Below are 16,168 nucleotides of genomic sequence, written 5' to 3'. Positions count from 1 at the left end.
GCACGGGACAGGTCGGTACACGAAAAGCGTGCTGGATCAGCCTGAAGTCGCAGGATGGCGGCGACCGCTGGCCAGCCTCCAGATCACGCCGGTATGACCTCTAGTCTGCTTTGCGCTACTGGCCGTCGCCGATAGCTGACGGGTACCAGTATGTTGACGGCTCTGCGCGCTTGGCGCCCGACGTCTCACCCGTGTCCATCCAGTTTGCCTGGCTGTAGTACCGGTCCATCTCCTCCTCTTCCTCCGGAGTGGGCTGACGGCTCGAAGGTGGCGGCGGCGCAGTCGGGCTCGACGGTGCAGGTGGCACCGCAGGTTCAGCGCTCGAATTGCCTTCTTTGAGGAGCGCGAGATACTCGGGTGGCAGCCCCGCATACGGGTCACTCATCGGGTCGACTCCTTCGTCGATCGGGCGGAGTGGGACTCCATGCCGGATCGAGAGTAGCTTTCGTTCCTGGTGCGCAGCCTGGCCCATCCTGCCCTAGCCGGCATTCTCGCTTGCCAGTGACGGTAGCGCGGCGGCATTGGCAAGGTGATCGCTGCTTGCTATCGTAGCTGCGTTTCGAATCGAGGCCCCGCCGATCGGGGCGAGGGGGCGACATGCTGGTAGATCCGGCCATTCTGCGAACGTTCGCAACTTCGGTGGACGAGGCGTCGCGCACCGTCTCGGCGACCGATTTGGCGGGGAAGATCGCGGCGGTTTTCGACGGACTGCCTGGTTCGCAGGCTCAGTGGGCAGCGAAGCGTGCAGGTGCTGTGGTGCAGACGCCATTGAACGAGTTCGCTGGCGATATCGCGTCAATGGGGGAAGCCGTGCGGGGTGCGGCGGGTACGTACGAAGTGACCGATGAGGAGCTGGCAGGCGGCTTCAATGCCCTCCAGACCGAAGATCCCTGCGCCAAGGGTTGGGGGTTGGGAGGTTGAGTCTCGAATTCATCCCCACCCGCACGACTTTCGCGACGTGGGACATCAACGGCTTGCTCGACAAATCGAAGACGGTGCTGCAGGCCGGGCAAGACCTCGAGATGGCTGTGCACACTTTGCGGTACGAGTGCAGCAGTCTTCCTGAGATGCGCGGATGGGAAGGCGCAGCGCATACGGCGGCCGAGGACATGTTCGTCCGAACCGCAAAGCATGCCGGTGAGTTCGCCGAGATCGCCTACTCGGGTGGACGTTCGAGCTATCAGGGTGTCTCCAACATCGCTGACCGAGCCTATGATTCGCTGTCCTCGGTGAAGGGTCGTCTCGATACGTTGATCGAGACGATCGAGAACGGTCCGCTCGAGGTCAATGACCTGTGGGTGGTTGTGCTGAAACCCGAACCGATGGACGACGCGCGGTTCAAGGTATTGAAACAAGCGCAGGCAGGCTTTCAGGATCAGTTGAATCCCCTGGTCACCGAACTCGGGAAGGCTGACGATGAGGTGCGTAGCAAGTTGGCGTTTCTCGTGAGCCGGGTCAACAAGGACTATGAGATGGACCCTACGAGGGTGACCTACGGTCCTGAGTATCTCCCGCGGACTGGCGTTCCCGACCCGAGTACTGAACAGGGACGCACCGACCAGCAGCAGATACAGCAGATGGCGGCATCAACGACGGTTCGGCACACCGAAACCAGCGAGCCCGATATCAATGGTTCGACGACGACCACGATGACCATGCAAGACGGCAGCAAACAGACCGTGTTGACAAACAAGGACTGGGGAATCACTGTTGCCTCGTCGTACGATCCTTCTGGAGAGCTCAAATCCACGACAAGCACCACTGAAAGTCCCGTCACCGGCCGTACGACTACCACCACAGAAGTGCCTGGTCAGATGAAGGTTACAGTCTGGAAGGACAAGGACGGGAAGACGGGCGGGACTGTAACTGACCTTACGACCGGCAAGACCTATCCGATACCCGATGAGAGCGCATTGTTCAATTCGAAAGAGGAAGGGTCGGATTTCTTCACGCATCCATACTTGACAAGCGTTGGCGGAGGTCTGAGTGCCCTCGAAACGTATTCAGGAAACGCGCTGGACGGCGGTCGGGGAATTCCGATGCTGAGCGATTCGGCAACCCAGAAGGTTCATGTCGGGGCCAAGGTCTTGGGGCCAGGGCTCAGTCTGGCCGTGACAGGGTGGGATGTTATCCACGCCGAGACCATGCATGAAAAGTGCGTGGCAGGGACGTCGGGACTCGCCGGAACTGCTGGCGGTATGGTCGGCGGAACGCTGGGTGCAAGTGTCACCGGGGGTAGTCCGTGGGGTGCTTTTTTCGGAGGCGCGTTTGGAGCATGGACCTTCGGGGCGGCTGGAACAGCACTGGGCGAGGGGATTGTGTGCAGGTGAACTCCGATGCGGTTGCCGATTATCCCAAACCTGCTGAGTGGGACTTCAGTAGGTGGACAGATTGGCTGGCCACAGTGTTCTTTGGTGGAATGGGCATCTTCGTACTCTTGCAGGTTCCCGGTTCCATGTCGAGCCATCAGTGGATCAGAGTTGCCTTCTTCGTGTCGCTAGGATTGGGGACCCTGGCAATGGGTGTCCTACCGTGGGCCTATAGCAGAAAATCGTTGAGCGGTGCTCGACTATCTATCGATGGCCGTGGAGTTCTTATCGATGAGACCGCAATTCTCGGACGCTTGACCATGGTGTCCACGAGTTGCCTATCTTTCGGGGCGGTCGTATTCATTGTCTGGATGCCGTCTGGCTCGCTCGGATTGCCGCTGACTGGAGGTCAGCGGGTGTTTTTTCCAATCGTGGCAGGAGTGATAGCCGTATACGGGCTGATCGAATTGGCACGTGCAGTTGCGCAAGCGCCCATCGGACGATTGGTGATGACTCCGGAAGAGGTGTCATTCAAGCAGACATCCAAAGGTCGCATTACGCTCGCCTGGTCGGACATCAGTGAGATAGCGTTACCTACCGGGAAAGCGCTCAAATGGCACAGTGTTTCGGTGAAATGCGATCATGCCGGCCCCGGGCGCGGCGCAAGCCTCGATGCTCGATGGCCGTCCATTGGCTGCGCTGCGACCTACTGGCTTGTCAGGTTCTATCAGCGGCACCCTGAACTGCGTGAGGAACTTGCCGATCGTCGTGTCATCGACCGTATCGAATCGGGCGGTCTTCTCGATCCGGACGATCCGAAGGCACGCATGGCCCTGAGGTCCATGTGATTGCGGAATCGCTGTAGCCCTGGCCGGTCCCGTTGATGCTTGCTCACCAGTGCGTTTCGTGGCGCCCCCATCACGCTGGGTGCCTGGTCGTGGGGGTCGGTGCTATCGTCTGCGGCGTTGGGCTCTTTGGTGCCACGCGTTGGGAGGGGTCCTGTGGCGATCGGTGGGGATGCGGCGTCTTCAGGGAATCTGGATAGAACCGGGATCGTCGGCAAGTTGATGACCGAACTCGGCGATACGCAGACTCTCAGAAACGTCTACGGCGACGTCACCTGCACTGCTCCGAGGCCTCGATGACGAAATTTCAATCGAAGTGCGGAATCCGATCTGCGGCAGCCGCAGCTGTCATCTGTGTCATGACAGCTATTCTGGTCGCATGTGTTTCTGGTCCTGATTCGCTCGATCCGCCACCCGGATCCACGTCACTGAGCCCCGAATTTATCACCGATGTATTTACTCGCAACTGGGAAGACGACGGGAAAGCTGCATCTTCCGTATTTGCGTTCAACGACGGTGACACCGTTGCAGTCGATCCCAGTGTCCAGGTCGGTGAGACGGCGCAGCGCTCTGGAGATACCATGTGGTCGGTAGGCCAGTGGATTTCTACCGAGGGTCAGTGGCAGCGGTTCGTTGATGTTGGCGACAATCAAACGGCTGGGCAGCGGAATCCTGAGGCGGTGCGCACGCTCGGCGTTAGTATGGCACCCTACCTCGGTGCGCTGGTCGGTGACTTCAGTCCCGAGTCTTTGCCCGGGTTTGGTCCCAGCAATCCGCATGCCCCAACGTGGATCGATCCGAATCAGAATAAGTCGTTCGAAGGTTCCGCCCGGGTATTCGCTCTTATCAATACCGATGCTGAAGCGGGAACATATTTCACCCGTGCCGCGATGGATCGGATGCTCCGATACCAGGAAGAGTACGCTGCTGGTCCAAATGCACCTGACGCGGCAAAGAAGTTCGAGCGGGCGGGGGCGCTCGCGGGGTTGATAGACCACGGTCTCCGGCTGGGCTTGGGTGCATCGATTGCTGATCAGTCGGATGTCAGCAAGGCGGCTTGTCATCGGAAAGAAGCCGCGAACGCGCAGCTCAGCGATCGGGGTGCGGGAGGCATCCGGGACTCATCTAGTGACGCTTACGCTGACGGGGTGGCGTTGGGATGCTCTGGCTCTTCCGAGCTCCGGTTCCCCAATTTCGCCAAGGTCAACTACTATGTTCTTTCGCGTATGGATATCGCGCCGGAAAAGCGGGACAGATACACCGAAATTTTCCGCGGCGGCGGGCTGCGGACATGGGAGGATCTGCAGGGCTCTGGAGATTCGGAGCGTCCCGATCTGACAGGGCTGGTGAACAGCTTGATGGGGGAGGTGGGCGCAGGCATGGCATTCAGGGACGGATACGATGGCGTTACTCGAGAATAGATAGCCGAGATGCGAGTCGTAGGTGCTCGACATCACGGGCGCCTCGCTGATCGCGGTCGTGATAGCGTGTGCGGCAATGGCACCTGGGTGCTGCGTTCGGCGTTGGGAGGGGTCCTGTGGCGATCGGTGGGGATGCGGCGGCGCAGTTGTGGGGGGCGGCGTCTTCGGGGAAGTTGACGATGGAGCCGGATGCTGCTCGGGAAGTGGCGACTTCGTATCTGCGGTTTGCGGCGATGTGCGATGTGTGGCTCGATGACGCCAGGCATCTGATGACGATCAGTGGGTTCGGGGCCCTGGATTCCGCCCAGCAACTGCAGCGAGGCTTTTCGGGCAAGGCAGAATCCGCCGTGCAAGTCTTGACGCAGCTGGGGACGGCGGCACGAGCGATGGCGGACGGGTATCTCCAGGCTGCAAACATTCTCGGCGAGGCGGATCAGCTCAACGCTGATGCGATGAGCTCGATCGCGAGGTAGGAGCGAAATGAGATTGGGATGGATCGCCTCGGGAGTGTTGCTGACTGCGATGATTTCGGCGTGTGGGTCATCGACAGGTCCCAGCGATCCGACAGCCTCAGGAGTGGCCACGTCGGTGGAAGCGCCGACGCAGTCAGCTCGTCCTACGCTGACCGATGCAAAACTGCAACCACCGTCGCAGGACAACAGGTACACGCAGTCATCCAGACGTTCGAAGGTCGACTTCGATCCGTGCACTTGGATAGATGCCGCTGACATCGAGTCGGTGGGCTTCGTCTCCGGCTCGCGGAAGCGAGGGCCGGACCTCGTCGCGGAGTACACGTTCTTGACCTGCACGTTCCGCAACCCGGACAACACGATGTCGCTGGGTGTGGACTCAGGCAACATCAGCTGGGATGAGAACCTACAGAAGAACGGCAGCTGGCTGGAGCAAACGACAATCAACGGTCGTCGGGCCGGTTGGGGTGCCGGCGCACCTGGCACCACCGATGAATGCCACGTGCAGATGGAGACGAAGGCAGGCGTCGTACTGCTGTGGACAGGCATCCTGAGCAACGGGCAGGCCAAGAACCTCGACCCCTGCGCCAACATCATGGAAATAGCGTCGGTAGTAGAGAAATCCATCGGTGAGGAGAACTGACCATGGCGGATGGGGGAGGGTCCTCGCTGGTCGATGTTCTGTCGGCGACGCAGGGGATTCCGCTGGGCACGATGGTCAGCGGTCGCCAGCAGCAGTTGGGGGCGGAGCAGCAGCAGGAGTCGGTGAGCCATGGGGGTGTCGATCCGGCGTATATCAGCGACTTCGAGGCTTTCGAAGGGCTTTCGCACGAAGAGATCTACCACGCGGTGCAGCAGATGCAACCGGGGGTGATGCAGCAGTTCGGGGATCAGTGGGTGTCGATGTTCAACGAGATCTCCGGTGCGGTGACGGGGTTGATCATCCAGACATCAAGGGCTGCTGCGAGTTTGGAGGGGGAGTTCGCGGCGGCGGGGCAAGCGGCGGGGCAGCGGTTCATTACCGAGGCCAGTGATGTGTATACGGTGCTGTCGGTGGTGGGGCATCGGGTGAAGGCGGCGGCTTATGGGGCGGAAGCGGTGAAAATCGCTGTGCCCGCGCCGGTTTCGTCGGGCGAGGGGGCGGCTACCGGGAGTTCGGTGCCTGCGACCCTGGTGGAGCTCGCGGTTCCCGGGGAGGCGGCCACTGTCGAGCAGGAGAAAGAGGCCAAGCGGCTCGAGGCGATCGCCGCGATGAACGCCACCTACAAGCCGAGTTACGGGCCTGCGGGGGAGAGTGTGCCCGCCTTCGTCGCACCGACGCAGCCGGGCACGGTCGACACCACCGATCCGGGTAACGGTGGCGGCGGGTCGAATACCGGTGGCACTGGCGGTGGGAGCAGCACCGATACGTCGACCACCACGGAGGACCCCGGCACGACCGAGGACACCACCACCGGGGACGACACAACCGGGGACGACACAACCGGGGACGACACCACCACGGCCGGCGCGGACGACGACAACAGCGGTACCGACGACTCCCAGGACGACGACAGCACCAACGCCGCGAGCACCACACCGTCCACCACCACACCGGGCACGACCACACCAGGCGCCGGCACGCCGGGCACCGGTCCGGGCGGCGGATCCCCTGGTGCCGGATCGCCGGGATCGAGTCCGGGCGCCACGCTGGGACCAGGCGGTTCCATCGCTGGGCGCACGTCGACCATCGCCGGGCAGAACCTCACGGCCGCAGGCGGTTCCGGGACGAGTTCGGGAACGCGCGGCATGTCACCGGGCATGATGGGCGCGCCGGGTGCGCGCGGCGCCGGCAAGGACGACGAGGACGAACACCAGGCGCCGGACTACCTGCGTGGGGTGCAACCGGAGTTGTTCGGTGACGAGCAGCCCGCGGTGCCGCAAGCTATCGGCGCGGACGCGCCCTCGACCCGTCTCGCGGAGCAAACCGGCGATCCGGGCGCAACGTGAGCTGGGTGTTCACCGCCGACGAGTTCGCCTATGTATGGCAGGCGGAAACCAGTGCGGACCGGTACCCGTTCCCGCTCACGGTGCACTCGGCCGCGACCACCGAGAACCGGCACCGGGAGCTGGCCCTCGATGCGGCTCGGCGCTGGCCCACCGCCGCCGATCCCGACTTGACCGCGGTTCTGCGGCATGCGGCGCGACCTGAGACGGCACTGGCATTGTTCGGCACAACGGGGCCTGCGGTACGCGGGTACGGCGCGCGCTCCGGTGATCGTGGCGTGGTGATCCGTCAGTACGACGACCACAGCGTCGAAGTGTTCTCCGGGAGTGCCGCGATGGTGGCGCGCGCCTTCGCCGCTTTTCTCGGCGAGCGGCCCGCGGGCCAGGAAGCGCACCTTGTCGAGGACGTCGACCGGTTGACCACGCACTTCGAATCCTGGCAGCGCCCAGCCGATTCCGTCGCGGCCAGGATGCACCGGCTGAGCGCGGCCGCACGCGTGGCGGGCGGACGCATCGAGATCAAGGGCCGATCACACGCCGCAAGCGCGACGGCGGCACAGTATCTGAGCTGGCTCGATGTTGCCGACGACGGCCGATATCTGTCCTACCGGCGCTACCAGGATCTGCACATCGAACCGGCGGACAAGCAGCGAGTGATCGCGGCGATCGACGCCATCGCCGGCTCGGGTGGCAGCGAAGACTGACGGGCAGGTGTCACGAAGCCGACGCCGCCTATGTCTTCGTCACCGTCGCTGCCGCCGCACTGGGTCGGGTTCTTGGCCTTCTCGCTGTTGCGCCGAGCGCCGTTCGTGGGCGAACCGCTGGTGGAATACGGTGTGCCGCAAGACTGGTGGATGCCGCTCGGGCTGGCGAGAGCCGCGGGCGCGCTCGGGCGCGGTCTCGCCGCCTGAGCCCGCACACCGGGAACCCTGGCACCATGTCGCTCATGGGACGATTCGAGGAGTTGGTGCGGGAAGCGGCGGAGGTGCCGGTCGCGGGGTGGGACTTCGCCTGGCTCGATGGGCGTGCGACGGAGGCGCGGCCGTCGTGGGGATACCAGCGCCTACTGGGGGAACGGTTGCGTGGTGTGAACGCGGCCTTGGATATTCAGACCGGCGGCGGGGAGGTGCTGGCCGGTGTGCCGGGGTATCCGCGAACCATGGTCGCAACCGAATCATGGCCGCCTAACGTCGCCGACGCCACCGCGCGCCTGCATCCGCTCGGGGTGGTCGTCGTCGCGACATCCGACGAGCCGCCGTTGCCGTTCGGCGATGCCGCCTTCGACCTGGTCACGTGCAGGCATCCGGCCACCGTCTGGTGGTCCGAGATCGCGCGGGTACTGCGGCCCGGCGGCACGTACTTCGCCCAGCACGTGGGTCCGGCGAGTGTGTTCGAGCTGGTCGAATACTTCCTCGGTCCGCAACCGGAGGCCCGGCGGGCCAGGCACCCCGAGGACGAGGCCGCGGCCGCGCGGGCCGCGGGGCTGCGGATCGTGGAGTTGCGGACCGAGCGGCTGCGCATGGAATTCGGCGATATCGGTGCTGTCGTCTACTTCTTGCGCAAGGTGATCTGGATGGTGCCCGGCTTCACTGTCGACAGCGAGTTGGATCGACTGCGCGCACTCCATGAACGCATCGAATCGGAGGGCCCCTTCGTCGCGCATTCCACCCGGACGCTGATCGAAGCCGGCAAACCCGCCCGCTGAGCGCGGCGGCGCGATGGTCCGCCGTGTCACAGTGAGCGTCGCGGCGGCACCGTCGAGGATCGGCGGGGGCGGCGGATGACTTCGCCGCGCGGGCCATATCGGTGACGCTCGCACGCAGGGGCTGTCCCGCCGAATCGCCGCCGCTAACCGGCCGTGCGCTGGTCGCGCCGATTCATGTCCTTCGGGTATGAGTTGCTGGGAACGCGCCCGTGTCCGGCGCCGAGCCGTGCGGCGAATCGCCCGGCTGACACGCCCGGAACGTCCCAGGTGCCCACCGGGTGAACGGCGCGCGAACACCACGCCAAGTGCCTGTGACCTGCGCGAAACTTCGCCGACCCGGCCACGCCATGTCGTTGGGCACTCGTACGATCAATGGCGTGAGTGTTCCGCAGGCGGTGCTGTTGGCAGTCCTCGCGGCTGTCGTCGGGCTGGCAGTCGGCGGTTTGCTGATCCCGTATGTCAACGCTCGTCATGCCGCGCGGACCCAGGACGACAGCGGATTGACGATGTCGCAGGTGCTCGATCTGATCGTGCTCGCCTCGGAGAGCGGGATCGCCGTCGTCGACGAATACCGCGATGTGGTGCTGGTGAATCCGCGCGCCGAGGAACTCGGCCTCGTCCGCAACCGGCTGCTCGACGAGCGCGCCTGGGCCGCCGTCGAGAAGGTGCTCGCCACCGGCGAGTCCGCCGAATACGACCTCACCGCGAAGAACCCGCTACCGGGCCGCGGCCGGATCGCCGTGCGCGGCATCGCCCGCAAGCTCTCCCGCGAGGAGACCAGCTTCGTCGTGCTGTTCGCCGACGACGACTCCGAACAGGCGCGCATGGAGGCCACCCGCCGCGATTTCGTCGCCAATGTCAGCCATGAGCTCAAGACCCCGGTGGGCGCGATGAGCCTGCTGGCCGAGGCCATGCTGGAATCGGCCGACGACCCCGACGCGGTCCGGCACTTCGGTTCACGTGTGCTGGCCGAATCCCGGCGCCTCGGCAAGATGGTGACCGAGCTGATCGCGCTGTCCCGCCTGCAGGGCGCGGAGAAGCTGCCCGATCTGGCCGTCGTCGACGTCGATACCGTGGTGCAGCAGGCCGTCGAGCGCTCGCGCACCACCGCCGAGGCCGCGGGTATCACCGTCAGCACCGACCGGCCGAGCGGGCTGGAAGTGCTCGGCGACGAAACCCTGCTGGTCACCGCGATGTCGAACCTGGTCGAGAACGCCATCGCGTACTCGCCGCAGGGCTCGCACGTGTCGGTGAGCCGGTCGTTGCGCGGCGATCATGTCGCGATGGCCGTCACCGACCGCGGTATCGGTATCGCCAAGGAAGATCAGGAACGGGTCTTCGAGCGGTTCTTCCGCTCCGACAAGGCCCGCTCCCGTTCGACCGGCGGCACCGGGCTCGGCCTCGCCATCGTCAAACACGTGGCGGCCAACCACAACGGTGAGATCACCCTGTGGAGCAAACTGGGTACCGGTTCGACATTCACGCTGCGCATCCCCGCCCATCTGGAAGCCGATGGGGACGAGGACGCGGAGCCGTCGACGGAGCTCACGAGGGAAACCATCGTCCAGCGCACCCCCGCTGGACGAACGAACGGTGTGGAGGCACGCAGATGACGAGTGTGTTGATCGTCGAAGACGAGGAGTCGCTGGCCGATCCGCTGGCATTCCTGCTGCGCAAGGAGGGCTTCGACGTCACCGTCGTCGGCGACGGTCCGTCCGCGCTGGCCGAATTCGACCGCTCCGGCGCCGATATCGTGCTGCTCGACCTGATGCTGCCCGGCATGAGCGGAACCGACGTCTGCAAGCAGCTGCGCACCCGCAGCGGCGTTCCGGTGATCATGGTGACCGCGCGCGACAGCGAGATCGACAAGGTCGTCGGGCTGGAACTCGGCGCCGACGACTACGTCACCAAGCCGTACTCGGCGCGTGAGCTGATCGCCCGCATCCGCGCGGTGCTGCGGCGCGGCGCGGGCGACGAACTCGACTCCGGCAGCGAGAACGGCGTGCTGGAGGCCGGGCCGGTGCGGATGGATGTGGACCGGCACACGGTGCACGTCAACGGCGGGCAGGTCACCCTGCCGCTCAAGGAGTTCGACCTGCTCGAGTACCTGCTGCGCAATTCGGGCCGGGTGCTCACCCGTGGTCAGCTGATCGACCGCGTGTGGGGTGCCGACTACGTGGGCGACACCAAGACCCTCGACGTGCACGTCAAGCGGCTGCGGTCCAAGATCGAGGCCGATCCGGCCAAGCCGGAACATCTGGTCACCGTGCGCGGGCTCGGTTACAAGCTGGAGGCGTGAGCCACACGCCGGTCCCGGGGCAGGGACCGGCGCTGTCACCGGATCAGACCGTGCTCCAGGCGACCCCGAGCGGGGTGTCGACCTTGCGCAGCGGAACCCAGCCGTACGGGTCTTCCTGCATGCAGTCGTAGATCGGCACATCGGCGCCGTTGCCGCGGCAGGCGATGGTGGTCGAGGTGCCCTGCGGGCTGACGATGATGTACTTGCCGTCGGTGGCCGCGGTGAGCGCGGCCGGATCGGTGTAGTTCACGAACATGTCGGTGAAGTCGGCGTACTTCGCCGGGTCGCCGTCGGGTTCGGCGGTGGCGGGGCCTGCCAGGGACAGGGTGGCGCCGATCGCGAGCAGCGACAGGCAGAGCGCTTTCGTGGAGGACATGGTGAGCGATCCAACCCGACCTCGATGACGTGCCGATAGCGGTCAGGTGAACCGGACCGTTGCCATCAGCTCACGCCGGGCGCGCTGCCGCCGTGATCGGCTGCCGGTGCGGTCGAGCACCGGCTGACCGGGGACAGGCCGCTCACGCCGGGCGATCGGCGAGGTGCTCCGCGGGTATCCGCTCGGCCTCGACGGTCGCCGGGTGCACGGCGATCAAGCCGAGCCCCTCGCGCCTGCGGCACAGCTTGGCGAGCTCCTCGTAGGCGGGCGCGCCGAGCAGCTCACGCAACTCGGGCGCGTAGGACTGCCACACCGGCTTGGCGCCCACGTGCGCATCGGGGGAACCGGTGCAGTACCAGTCGAGATCCAGGCCGCCCGGACCCCAGCCGCGACGGTCGTACTCGGTGATCACCGTGCGCAGGATCTGTTCGCCGTCGGGACGCTCGACCCAGTCCTGGGTGCGGCGGATCGGCAGCTGCCAGCACACGTCCGGCTTCACTTCCAGCGGTTCGATGCCCTTGCGCATCGCCATGATGTGCAGCGCGCAGCCCGCGCCCGCGGCGAAACCGGGGCGATTGAGGAAAATGCAGGCGCCGTCGAAACGACGGGTGCGCAGGGCTGGTTCGTCCTCGAGTTCGTCGAGTTCGAGGTAACCCTTCTTGACTACCTTCCCTTTCTCGGTGGCCTCGCCCATCAGTTGCCAATCCTGCGGTGTGAGCATCTTCACAGCGGCGGCCAGCCGCTTGCGGTCGTCCTTGTCGGCGAGGAAGGCGCCGTGCGAACAGCAGCCGTCGTCGGGACGCTCGGCGATGATGCCCTGACAAGCGGGGGTACCGAACACACAGGACCAGCGCGACAGCAGCCAGGTCAGATCGGCGACGATCTGGTGCTCGTCGTTTGCTGGATCAGTGAACTCGATCCATTCGCGCGGGAAATCGAGCTCGACCTCGGGGCTCGGATTGATCTTTCGCCCAGGTCGGAGCGGGGTATCCGGTGCGCCTGCTGCGGCTTCGGTCACAGCTTATGACGCTAACAGTTCAGTCGCCTGGCCCCTAGTACGGGATCACCGAGTAACGTATTCGTGTGCGGCTTGGTGTTCTCGATGTCGGAAGCAATACCGTTCACCTGCTGGTGGTGGACGCGCATCGTGGTGGTCACCCGATGCCGATGAGCTCGACGAAGTCGGCCTTGCGGCTCTCGGAGAACATGGATGAGCAGGGGCGGATCACCGAGGCGGGCGAGGCGCGGCTGGTCGCGACCATCGCCGAATTCGCCGATCTGGCCCGCAATTCCAAATGTGTCGAGCTGATGCCGTTCGCCACCTCGGCGCTGCGCGAGGCCACCAACTCCGACGAGGTACTCGCCAGGGTGCGCGCCATGACCGGTGTCGACCTGCAGGTGCTCTCCGGTGACGACGAGGCGCGGCTGACGTTCCTCGCGGTGCGCCGCTGGTTCGGCTGGAGCGCGGGCCGCATCCTCAACCTCGATATCGGTGGCGGCTCGCTGGAGATGTCCAACGGCGGCGACGAGGAACCCGACGTCGCGCTCTCGCTGCAGCTCGGCGCCGGCAGGCTCACCAGAGAGTGGCTGCGCGACGATCCGCCGGGCAAGCGCAAGATCGGGGTCCTGCGCGACTGGCTCGACGCCGAACTCGTCGCGCCGAGCAAGACTCTCATCGAAGCGGGCAAGCCGGACCTGGCTGTCGGTACCTCGAAGACCTTCCGTTCGCTGGCCAGGCTCACCGGGGCCGCACCATCGGCCGCCGGCCTACGGGTGCGCCGTACACTGACCAGCTCCGGTCTGCGCCAGCTGATCGCGTTCATCTCCCGGATGACCGCGGCCGACCGCGCGGAACTGGAAGGCGTGAGTTCGGACCGGTCCCAACAGCTGGTGGCCGGCGCACTGGTCGCGGAGGCGAGTATGCGGGCGTTGTCGCTCGACAGCATCGAGATCTGCCCGTGGGCGCTGCGGGAGGGTCTGATCCTGCGGAAACTGGATACCGAGCCGAACGGCAGTCCGACGCCACCGGTGGAAGTGGTGGCGAGAGTGGAGTCGGTATGAGTGATGCCGAGGATTCCAAGCAGCTATCGGTCGCCGAACTGCTGGCGCGCAACGCCGCGCCGGGCGCGGCGCCGCCGAGCGGCGGTGGCGGCCGCCGTCGACGCAGCGGGCGTGGGCTCTCGGTCAACGATCTGACCGGGGAGAACGCGGCGGTCCGGCCCCCGAGTTCGCACGCGGCACCGGAGCCGTCGACCTCCAGCTATTCGCCGGAACCGGCAGGCTACGAACCACCGGCAGGCTACGAACCATCAGCCGGCTACGAGCAGGCGCCCTATCCGCCGCCCGGCCCCGCCGAGCCCGCGTACTCGCCGATGTCGGGGCCGATCACCCGTTTCGACCCGCACTCCGGGTTCTCCGCTCCCGACCCGGCAGACCCGCTCGGGGTGGCAGGCTCGCGGCCCGCCACCGATCCGTTCGGGCCGTTCCGCGCCGAGGCGCGCGAGACCCCTGCCCCCGCCGCCACGAATGGGCGCGGCCCCGGACGGCTCGGCGCGCCGGGGCCTGCCCAGCCGGTGGATCCCGGGATCGCGGAGCTGTTCGGTTCCGGTGCGCTGCCCGAAGTGCCCGGTGGTGGCGGTGGCCGTCGACGGAAGCCGGACGCGGAGGAGGCACCGGAGTCCCAGACGCCGCCGGTCGCCGGAGGCAGGGCCGCACGCAGGCGGGCGGCCGAGGCCGCCGAGGAAGCCGCGGCGCCCGCATGGTCGCCGGACGCGGCCGGATACACGTTCGATCCGGGAGCGCCGTACTCCGGCGGCAGCCCGCAGGTACCGACCGGCTACGACGGACGGCCCTCGCCTGGGTTCGGCGGATTCCCTGATGCCGAGTTCAACGCCTCCCCTTCGCACGTCGCCGATCCCGCGTTCGGCGCGAGCCAAGCCGAGGCGACTCAGGTCTTCGGCCCCGCCGCGGCCGAGGCCGCGGGAACCGGCTGGCCCGCCCCGGCGGCGGATCAGCGTCCGGGGCTGGAACGCCGCCGATCCGGCACGTCCGACGGGCTGCCGTCGTGGTCGGCGCGCAGGCACCGGCCCGACCCGGCGCCCGACAGCGGCGGCTTCGCGACGGCCGCCTGGTCGCCGGTGAGCGAGGAACAGCCGCTGCTCGCCGGTCAGTCGGTGGCCGGCGATCTGTTGCGGCAGCAGGCCGATGAGGCGGCCGACGCGCGTACCGAGGTGTATCGCGTCGACGGGACCGACCCCGACACCGACGATTACGCCGAGTCCGATTACGCCGACCGCGATTACGCCGACAACGACTACTCCGACGCGGACTATGACGACTACGACGACTACGAGGACGAGCCGGAGCCGTCGCGGGCCAACGGTGGCAGGCGGGCAAGGAGCGGCCGCGCCGCGACCGGCGGCAGGCGGGCCAAGGCCAAGGCGACCGCGGTCAAGGTCGCGAGCCGGGCCAAGTCGAAGGCCGCGAGCCGGATGGCGGGGACCGCGGCCGGGTCGCGGGCCGCGAGCCGGGTGGCGGGCGGCAGGGCGCGAGCCCGCGCGGCCCGCAGCGCGGAGGACGCCAATCGCCGTCAGTGGCTGATCCTGGCCGGGCAGAGCGTCGGCGCCGCGGTCGCCGGAATGTTGCTGTTCAAGGGTTTCGAGACCATGTGGGAGACGCTGCCGTGGGTGGCGCTCGCCCTGGCGATGGTCGTGATCCTCGGCCTCGTGGCACTGGTGCGGGTGCTGCGCCGCACCGACGACATCTTCAGCACTGTGATCGCCGTCGTCGTCGGCGTCTTCGTGACGCTCGGACCGCTAGCCTTTCTCCTCAGTACCAGCTGATCGCTAGGGAGTGGGCTGTGGGGAATGCGCGGGCGGATATCGGAATCGGGCTCTCGACGGCGTCGGTGTATCCGGAGAACACCCAGGCGGCGTTCCGCTACGCGGCCGAATTGGGTTACGACGGTGTGGAACTGATGGTGTGGGCCGAGCCGGCCAGTCAGGACATCGCGACCGTGCAGTCCTATGCCAAGCGCTATGGCGTCCCCGTGCTGGCCGTGCACGCACCGTGCCTGCTGATCTCGCAGCGGGTGTGGGGCGCCGATCCGATCGCCAAGCTGGAACGCAGCGTCCGCACCGCGCAGGCGCTCGATGCCGACACCGTGGTCGTGCATCCGCCGTTCCGCTGGCAGCGCCGCTACGCCAGGGGGTTCGCCGAGCAGGTGGGTGAGCTCGAGGCGAACCATCCGGTCAAGGTCGCGGTGGAGAACATGTTCCCGATGCGCGCCGACACCCTGTTCCGGGAGGGCGCGGTGCGCAGGCTGGAGCGCAGGTCGGGGCCGGGGCCCGCGGTGAGCGCGTTCAGCCCGTCCTTCGACCCGACCGACACCGGGTTCGGCCACTACACCCTCGACCTGTCGCACACCGCGACCGCGGGCGCCGACGCGATGGCGCTGGCCCGCCGGATGGGCGAGGGGCTGGTGCACCTGCACCTGGCCGACGGCCGCGGCGCCGCGCACGACGAGCACCTGGTCCCCGGCGACGGCACCCAGCCGTGCGCGCAGTTGTGCGAGTACCTGGTGGAGACCGGTTTCACCGGCCACGCGGTGGCCGAGATCAACACCCAGACCGCGCGCACCACCGCCGAGCGTTCGGCGCTGCTCGGCCGCACGCTCGATTTCGCGCGCAGGCACCTCACCGGCGCCACCCACGCCGACCTGTCCTGAGCCGTTCCCGGCGCGGAATAGTTCTCGCGCC

18 protein-coding genes are annotated in these 16,168 nt (G+C 66.4%); 15 read left to right on the top strand and 3 right to left on the bottom strand.

The window, feature by feature from the left end; genetic code table 11:
* Nucleotides 1–115: 115 nt before the first annotated feature.
* Nucleotides 116–385, bottom strand: coding sequence for a hypothetical protein (locus ACFOW8_RS13960; RefSeq protein WP_378551004.1), 270 nt, complete (start codon nucleotides 383–385; stop codon nucleotides 116–118).
* A gap of 212 nt (nucleotides 386–597) precedes the next feature.
* Here ACFOW8_RS13960 and ACFOW8_RS13955 point away from each other — a divergent pair, with 212 nt between their 5' ends.
* From ACFOW8_RS13955 to ACFOW8_RS13900, 12 genes are all read left to right on the top strand, one after another.
* Nucleotides 598–921 (top strand): type VII secretion target, encoded by a 324-nt coding sequence (locus tag ACFOW8_RS13955; protein WP_378551002.1) that lies wholly within the window; start codon nucleotides 598–600, stop codon nucleotides 919–921.
* Nucleotides 918–2,330, top strand: a complete 1,413-nt coding sequence (locus ACFOW8_RS13950) for a hypothetical protein (RefSeq protein WP_378551000.1) — start codon at nucleotides 918–920, stop codon at nucleotides 2,328–2,330. The genes ACFOW8_RS13955 and ACFOW8_RS13950 overlap by 4 nt, the downstream gene beginning before the upstream one ends.
* Entirely contained in the window at nucleotides 2,327–3,157 is an 831-nt protein-coding gene (locus ACFOW8_RS13945; RefSeq protein ID WP_378550998.1) for a hypothetical protein, read from the top strand. Before ACFOW8_RS13950 ends, ACFOW8_RS13945 begins: the two co-directional genes overlap by 4 nt.
* Nucleotides 3,158–3,513: 356 nt before the next feature.
* On the top strand, nucleotides 3,514–4,575 hold the full coding sequence (locus ACFOW8_RS13940) for a hypothetical protein (RefSeq protein ID WP_378550996.1): 1,062 nt from the start codon (nucleotides 3,514–3,516) through the stop codon (nucleotides 4,573–4,575).
* A 116-nt stretch (nucleotides 4,576–4,691) separates the two neighbouring features.
* Nucleotides 4,692–5,048: a hypothetical protein gene (locus tag ACFOW8_RS13935; RefSeq protein ID WP_378550994.1), complete on the top strand. Its 357-nt coding sequence runs from the start codon at nucleotides 4,692–4,694 to the stop codon at nucleotides 5,046–5,048.
* A 7-nt stretch (nucleotides 5,049–5,055) separates the two neighbouring features.
* Nucleotides 5,056–5,688, top strand: a complete 633-nt coding sequence (locus ACFOW8_RS13930) for a DUF3558 domain-containing protein (RefSeq protein WP_378550992.1) — start codon at nucleotides 5,056–5,058, stop codon at nucleotides 5,686–5,688.
* A gap of 2 nt (nucleotides 5,689–5,690) precedes the next feature.
* Nucleotides 5,691–7,034, top strand: a complete 1,344-nt coding sequence (locus ACFOW8_RS13925; RefSeq protein ID WP_378550990.1) for a hypothetical protein — start codon at nucleotides 5,691–5,693, stop codon at nucleotides 7,032–7,034.
* Nucleotides 7,031–7,735, top strand: coding sequence for a hypothetical protein (locus ACFOW8_RS13920; protein WP_378550988.1), 705 nt, complete (start codon nucleotides 7,031–7,033; stop codon nucleotides 7,733–7,735). The genes ACFOW8_RS13925 and ACFOW8_RS13920 overlap by 4 nt, the downstream gene beginning before the upstream one ends.
* 30 nt (nucleotides 7,736–7,765) lie before the next feature.
* On the top strand, nucleotides 7,766–7,942 hold the full coding sequence (locus ACFOW8_RS13915) for a hypothetical protein (protein WP_378550986.1): 177 nt from the start codon (nucleotides 7,766–7,768) through the stop codon (nucleotides 7,940–7,942).
* Between the two features lie 35 nt (nucleotides 7,943–7,977).
* Nucleotides 7,978–8,736, top strand: a complete 759-nt coding sequence (locus ACFOW8_RS13910) for a class I SAM-dependent methyltransferase (protein ID WP_378550984.1) — start codon at nucleotides 7,978–7,980, stop codon at nucleotides 8,734–8,736.
* Between the two features lie 377 nt (nucleotides 8,737–9,113).
* Nucleotides 9,114–10,349, top strand: coding sequence for a sensor histidine kinase (locus tag ACFOW8_RS13905; protein ID WP_378550982.1), 1,236 nt, complete (start codon nucleotides 9,114–9,116; stop codon nucleotides 10,347–10,349).
* Nucleotides 10,346–11,035 carry a response regulator transcription factor gene (locus tag ACFOW8_RS13900; RefSeq protein WP_019049472.1) on the top strand — a complete coding sequence of 230 codons (690 nt, stop codon included), beginning with the start codon at nucleotides 10,346–10,348 and terminating at the stop codon, nucleotides 11,033–11,035. The genes ACFOW8_RS13905 and ACFOW8_RS13900 overlap by 4 nt, the downstream gene beginning before the upstream one ends.
* 43 nt (nucleotides 11,036–11,078) lie before the next feature.
* Here the strand turns inward: ACFOW8_RS13900 and ACFOW8_RS13895 are convergent, their stop codons facing one another.
* Together ACFOW8_RS13895 and ACFOW8_RS13890 are read right to left on the bottom strand one after the other, a co-directional pair.
* Nucleotides 11,079–11,411, bottom strand: coding sequence for a hypothetical protein (locus ACFOW8_RS13895; RefSeq protein ID WP_378550981.1), 333 nt, complete (start codon nucleotides 11,409–11,411; stop codon nucleotides 11,079–11,081).
* A gap of 142 nt (nucleotides 11,412–11,553) precedes the next feature.
* Entirely contained in the window at nucleotides 11,554–12,375 is an 822-nt protein-coding gene (locus ACFOW8_RS13890; protein WP_378551194.1) for a hypothetical protein, read from the bottom strand.
* Nucleotides 12,376–12,494: 119 nt separating this feature from the next.
* On the opposite strand from ACFOW8_RS13890, the gene ACFOW8_RS13885 reads away from it, so the two are divergent.
* From ACFOW8_RS13885 to ACFOW8_RS13875, 3 genes are read left to right on the top strand one after another with little or no spacing between them, the layout of a single operon-like run.
* On the top strand, nucleotides 12,495–13,472 hold the full coding sequence (locus ACFOW8_RS13885) for a Ppx/GppA phosphatase family protein (protein ID WP_378550979.1): 978 nt from the start codon (nucleotides 12,495–12,497) through the stop codon (nucleotides 13,470–13,472).
* Nucleotides 13,469–15,253 (top strand): hypothetical protein, encoded by a 1,785-nt coding sequence (locus ACFOW8_RS13880; protein ID WP_378550977.1) that lies wholly within the window; start codon nucleotides 13,469–13,471, stop codon nucleotides 15,251–15,253. Before ACFOW8_RS13885 ends, ACFOW8_RS13880 begins: the two co-directional genes overlap by 4 nt.
* Nucleotides 15,254–15,270: 17 nt before the next feature.
* Complete coding sequence (locus ACFOW8_RS13875) at nucleotides 15,271–16,137, top strand: sugar phosphate isomerase/epimerase family protein (RefSeq protein WP_378550975.1); 867 nt, start codon at nucleotides 15,271–15,273, stop codon at nucleotides 16,135–16,137.
* Nucleotides 16,138–16,168 lie beyond the last annotated feature (31 nt).

This window comes from Nocardia rhizosphaerae, from assembly GCF_042650365.1.
Lineage (GTDB): Bacteria > Actinomycetota > Actinomycetes > Mycobacteriales > Mycobacteriaceae > Nocardia > Nocardia rhizosphaerae.
This window is presented reverse-complemented; position numbering and strand designations above follow the sequence as displayed.